This window comes from Streptomyces fuscigenes (genome assembly GCF_021556455.1).
GTDB classification, from domain to species: Bacteria; Actinomycetota; Actinomycetes; order Streptomycetales; family Streptomycetaceae; genus Streptomyces; species Streptomyces fuscigenes.
Genome location: NZ_JAKGCV010000365.1, coordinates 1 through 5,688 on the forward strand (window position 1 = coordinate 1; position 5,688 = coordinate 5,688).

The following is a 5,688-nucleotide window of genomic DNA, read 5'->3' on the forward strand; positions in this document are numbered from 1 at the left end:
CTGACCGGCGCCGGGCGCTCGCCGGCCCCGGGTCCGGGGCCGGCCCCGCCGCACGCCCCCTCGCCCGCGTCGCCCCGCCTCGGCGCGCCGTTCCCCCTCTTCCGCTTCCCCTCTTCCGCTTCCCGCTCTCCCCGCGCCCCCGTCCCTCCTGTCCCGCGGCCCGACTTCCGCCTCGCCGGGCGAGCCCCGCGACACGCCGGAGCCGCCGCCGTTTCCGGGCGCGAAACCTTAGGGCTTTCTTTACGTCCTTTACCTGCCCTGGTCGGAGCCTCGGCCCGCATCGCCGCCGGTCGTCGCCCTGGGGTCGGTCTTTCGTGCCTGACCTGCGTGTTTCCCGGCTGGGCCGGACGGGGTTCCCGCTTCGATCCGTGGCGATGCTCACGTGTGAGGCCCTCTGGACAGATGGGCGGATGGCCCGGATGATCAAATGAGTGCGGTCGGCACCGGATGAGCGTGCGGCGAAGCGTCCGGGTCGCAGCCCCCAAGGGGCCGGAAACTCACACCCTCATCAAGGAGCATTCGTGGCAAGCGATATGGCAGCTCCCGTCGTCGCGCCGGCCGACATCCCCGCCGGAGCGGCGCCCACCGGGCACAAGGAACTGCTCGCCTGGGTCGACGAGATCGCGGCGATCACCCGGCCGGAGCGCGTCGTGTGGTGCGACGGCTCGGAGTCCGAGTACGCGCGCCTGTGCGAGGAGCTCGTCGCCAAGGGCACGTTCGTGCGACTCGACCCCGCCAAGCGCCCCAACTCGTACTACGCCGCCTCCGACCCGTCGGACGTGGCGCGCGTCGAGGACCGTACGTTCATCTGCTCCGCCGAGGAGAAGGACGCCGGCCCCACCAACCACTGGATGGAACCCGCGCGGATGCGCGAGGTCTTCACCGGGGACCAGGGCATCTTCCACGGCGCGATGGCCGGCCGGACGATGTACGTCGTCCCGTTCTGCATGGGGCCGCTCGGCTCGCCGCTGTCCGCCCTGGGCGTCGAGATCACCGACTCGGCGTACGTGGCTGCCTCGATGCGGACCATGACGCGCATGGGCCGCGCCGTCCTCGACGAACTGGGCACCGACGGCTTCTTCGTGAAGGCCGTGCACACCGTGGGCGCGCCCCTCGCGCCGGGCGAGGCCGACGTGCCGTGGCCCTGCAACACCACCAAGTACATCTCGCACTTCCCCGAGGACCGCGAGATCTGGTCGTACGGCTCCGGCTACGGCGGCAACGCCCTGCTGGGCAAGAAGTGCTACGCCCTGCGCATCGCCTCCGTGATGGCCCGGGACGAGGGCTGGCTCGCCGAGCACATGCTCGTCCTCAAGCTCACCCCGCCGAGCGGCCACGACGGACCGGCCGAGCCGAAGTACGTCGCCGCCGCCTTCCCCTCCGCCTGCGGCAAGACCAACCTCGCCATGCTGGAGCCGACGATCCCCGGCTGGAAGGTCGAGACCATCGGCGACGACATCGCCTGGATGCGCTTCGGCGAGGACGGCCGGCTGTACGCCATCAACCCGGAGGCGGGCTTCTTCGGCGTCGCGCCCGGCACCGGCGAGCACACCAACGCCAACGCGATGAGGACGATGTGGGGCAACTCCGTCTTCACCAACGTCGCGCTCACCGATGACGGCGACGTCTGGTGGGAGGGCATGACCGAGGAGCCGCCGGCCCACCTGACGGACTGGAAGGGCAACGACTGGACGCCCGCGTCCGGCGTCCCCGCCGCCCACCCCAACGCCCGTTTCACCGTGCCGGCGGGGCAGTGCCCGACCATCGCGCCCGAGTGGGAGGACCCGAAGGGCGTGCCGATCTCGGCGATCCTCTTCGGCGGCCGCCGCGCCTCCGCCGTACCGCTCGTCACGGAGTCGTTCACCTGGCAGCACGGCGTGTTCCTCGGCGCGAACGTCGCGTCCGAGAAGACCGCCGCCGCCGAGGGCAAGGTGGGGGAGCTGCGCCGCGACCCGTTCGCCATGCTGCCGTTCTGCGGCTACAACATGGGCGACTACATGGCCCACTGGCTGGAGGTCGGCGCGGACCGCGACCCCGCGAAACTGCCGAAGATCTACTACGTCAACTGGTTCCGCAAGGACGAGAAGGGCTCCTTCGTCTGGCCCGGCTTCGGCGAGAACAGCCGCGTCCTGAAGTGGATCGTCCAGCGCCTCGACGGCACCGCCGAGGGCGTCGAGTCGCCGATCGGCACCCTGCCGGCCCCCGGCGCGCTCGACACCGAGGGCCTCGGCCTGTCGGAGTCCGACCTCGAACTGCTGCTCGGCGTCGACCGCGAGGTCTGGCGCGAGGAGGCCGCCCTGGTCCCCGCGCACCTGGAGACCTTCGGGGACCACACGCCGCCGGCGCTGTGGGAGGAGTACCGGGCGCTGGTGCGGCGCCTCGGATGACGGTGAACCCCCGGAACCGCGGCGCCGGTTCCGGGGGCCCCGGTGGTCTCGCGCGATCTCCGGCGCGAGCGGAGGTTCCCGCGGGCCTCAGCGCGACGTCGGCCGCGACAGGTAGCGGCCCCGCGGCTCGCCCGTGACCTTGCGGTCACCGTAGATCCGCTGCCCGCGCAGGAACGTCGACTCGACGCTCGCGCCGATCTCCAGCCCCTGCAGCGGCGTGTACTCCTGCGCCGACTCGGAGTCCGCGGCGTCCACCGTCCAGGACCGGGACGGGTCGACGAGCGCGAGGTCCGCGTCGTAGCCCTCGGCGATCATGCCCTTCGTGCGCAGCCCGAAGCGCCGGGCCGGCGCCCATGCCGTCAGTTCGGCGACCTTCTGCAGCGGCAGGCCGTGCGCGGGCGCCGCGCCGGCGAGACCCGGCAGCAGGTACTCCGTGCCGCCGAAGCCCGACTTGGCCTGGAAGACGTCGCTCTTCGGATCGCCGAACTTCTTCTCCTCCTTGCAGCAGGCGTGGTCGCTGACGACCCAGCTGACGTTGCCGGCGACCAGGTGCTCCCACAGCGCGTCCACGTCGGACTGCGGCCGCAGCGGCGGGTTGACCTTGCCGCCGATGCCGGAGGCCGTCTCGATGTTCGCGAGCAGGTGGCCGATCGTCACCTCGCGCCGGAAGTCCACCTGCGGGAACGCCTTCGCCATGAGCATCGCCGCCTCGATCGCCTTGCGCGAGGACAGGTGCAGCAGGTTGATGTTGGGCAGTTCGGTCTCGGCCGCGAGGTAGCTCGCGATGGTGACGGCCAGGCCCTCGGAGTGCGGCGGGCGCGACGCGCTGTACGCGGCCAGGCCGTCGAGGCGGCCCTCGTCCTCGACGAGCTTGGTGTACGCCGTCATGATCTCGGCGGTCTCGCAGTGCAGCGACAGCGATATCTCGTCCGCCAGTTCCGGGTACGCCTCGCGGGCCGCCTGCACCCCGCGCATCACGAACTCGAAGTGCGCGAGGTCGTAGCGCTCGCCGGGCGGCGTCATCAGGAACGAGCTCTGGTCGGCGGAGCGGCCGTGCAGGCCGTGGCCCCCGTAGAACATGAAGATCTTGAAGGAGGTCACGCCGAAACGGGCGATGAGCTCCGGGATCTCGTCGATGTGCGACTTCTGCATCGGCGCGAGGTGGAAGGCGTAGTCCACGTGGCTGCGGCCCTCGGAGCCCTCCAGCACCAGCGGGAAGACGTCCTCGTAGCTGCCGCCGCGGTTCATGTAGTACTGCCCGGTCCGCATGTACGTGAGGGCCGTGGTCACGCCGCCCTGCGCGCAGGCGCGCGACTCGGTGGCGGTGTCGTCGGACAGCGGGTTGTAGATGCCCCAGTGCTGGTGCGCGTCCACGACGCCGGGGAAGGCGAGCAGCCCCTTGCCGTCCACCACCTCGCGCGCGCCGGCCGCGTCGATGCCGGGTGCGATGCGGTGGAACTTCCCGTCCTTGACGCCGATGTCCGTCGCCGGGACGTCCGCGGCATCGTGCCGCACCAGGCGCACGTTCTTGATCAGCAGGTCCAGTTCGCTCATGTTCGGTGCCTTCCTCGGTCGCGCGTGCGGGGCGCGTGGTGCTGCGGGGTGGATGTGTCGTCAGGGGGCGGATTCGGGGAGTCGGGCCGGGTGCGGGTTCGGCATCCGGCGCGGTGTGCCGGGGCCGGTGGTGCGGGAGGGGCGGCCGGTGCGTCCGTCGTACGGCATCGGGCCCAGGGGATGCCAGGGCCGGAAGGCCCGGCCCGGTACGCGGTGGGCGCGCGGCCACGCCCGCTAGCGGCTCGCCGCCAGGTGGTTCGCCGCCTGCCAGGCGAGGCCGAGCGCGGGCAGCAGGCCGTTGCCCGCCAGGTAGCCCGCGGCGCCGTGGCCGGAGATGCCGTGCGCCGCGCCGCCCGACGCGTACAGACCGGGCAGCGGCGCCCCGCCGGGCCCGAGGACCCGCGCGTCGCCGTCGACGGCCAGGCCGCCCTGGGTGTGGAAGAGCGCCGGCACCACCTCGACCGCCGCGTACGGCGCGCGCAGCGGTGCCTCGAAGAACGTCCGGCCGAACCGGTCGGCCCCCGGAGAGCCGCCACCCGGGGCTGTCGCGCCCCCGGCGAGCGCCGCCGGCTCCTCGAGTGAGCGGGCGAGGGCGCCGGCCGGCAGGCCCGTCGCCTTCGCGAGGGAGTCCGCGTCGTCCGCCCACACCAGCGCGCCCGCCTCGGCGGTCTGCCGGAAGTCGGTGAACGGCGTGCACAGGCCGTGTATGCGCCCGTCCAGCACGATCCAGCCGCGCGCGCCGGGCCGCGCGGCCAGCGCTGCCGCGTACTCGGAGTATCCCGTCGTCTCGTCGCCGAAGCGCTCGCCGGACGAGTCCACCATGATCGCGCCGTGCATGATCGTGGCCCAGCCCACGAGGGTGCGTGAGCGGCGCGCGAGGGCGGCATGGCCCTGGTAGGCGTCCATGAACGCCCCCACGGCGCCGTGCCGCAGGCCGATCGCGAGGCCGTCGCCGCGGGAGAACTGGCCGCCGTGGTAGTCGGCCGTGGCGATCTCGGGCAGGTGGCGCGCCACCAGGTCGCGTTCGGCGCCGTACCCGTTGGTCGCCAGCAGGACGGCGCGCGTGGGGATCGTCTCGCGGTGTCCGCTCGGGTACTCGACGACCGCGCCGGTGACCCGGCCGCCGGCGGCCGGGACCTCCACGTCCACCAGCCGCGCCGGGACGAGCAGGTCGACGCGCGACGAGCGCCGCGCCCTGCCGTGCAGGTGGCGCAGCAGCGAGGCGCCGTGCCGCCCCTCGACGGTGTGCAGCCGGTCCGCGGAGTGGCCGGGATAGCTGAAGTCCCGCACCAGTTGCAGCGGCAGCCCCGCCCCGTCGGCGAGCCACTCCACCAGCGGGGCGCTGAGCCGGGCCAGTGCCGCCGCGAGCCCGGGGTCGGCCGTGCCGTGCGTCTTGGCCTCGATGTCGCGCACGAAGCGGGCGGGGGAGTCCTCGACGCCCTCCTCACGCTGCCAGCGCGACCCGGCGCCGGGGATCATCGCCGTGGACATGGACGTGTTGTTGCCGCGCAGGAACTGCTCGTCGGGGTCGACCACCAGCACGTTCAGCCCGGCCTCCGCCGCCCGCAGCGCGCCGGCGAGACCGCCGCCCGCACCCGCGACCACCAGGTCGAGCGCCCCGTCGCCGGGGTCCGGCCGGTCGCCGTCCGCCGCCCGGGCGGCCGGGGCCGCCTCCGGGTCCAGCGCCGGGGCCGTCTCCTCGCCCGTCATGCGGCGGCTCCCGCCGCGAGCAGGCGCAGCGCGAGCC

The 5,688-nt window shown here is 73.5% G+C and carries 3 protein-coding genes; 1 reads left to right on the forward strand and 2 read right to left on the reverse strand.

The genetic code is table 11. The annotated features are described in order from the left end of the window. The first annotated feature begins 521 nt into the window (after positions 1–521). The gene (locus tag L1885_RS22460; RefSeq protein ID WP_372481995.1) at positions 522–2,387 is read left to right on the forward strand and encodes a phosphoenolpyruvate carboxykinase (GTP); all 1,866 of its coding nucleotides are present in this window, start codon (positions 522–524) and stop codon (positions 2,385–2,387) included. 87 nt (positions 2,388–2,474) lie between these two features. Here the strand turns inward: L1885_RS22460 and L1885_RS22465 are convergent, their stop codons facing one another. Together L1885_RS22465 and L1885_RS22470 are read right to left on the reverse strand one after the other, a co-directional pair. Next, positions 2,475–3,941, reverse strand: coding sequence for a dihydroorotase (locus L1885_RS22465; protein ID WP_235798981.1), 1,467 nt, complete (start codon positions 3,939–3,941; stop codon positions 2,475–2,477). A gap of 234 nt (positions 3,942–4,175) precedes the next feature. Then, positions 4,176–5,688: FAD-dependent oxidoreductase (locus L1885_RS22470; protein ID WP_372481996.1), on the reverse strand; the 1,513-nt coding region annotated here is incomplete at its 5' end.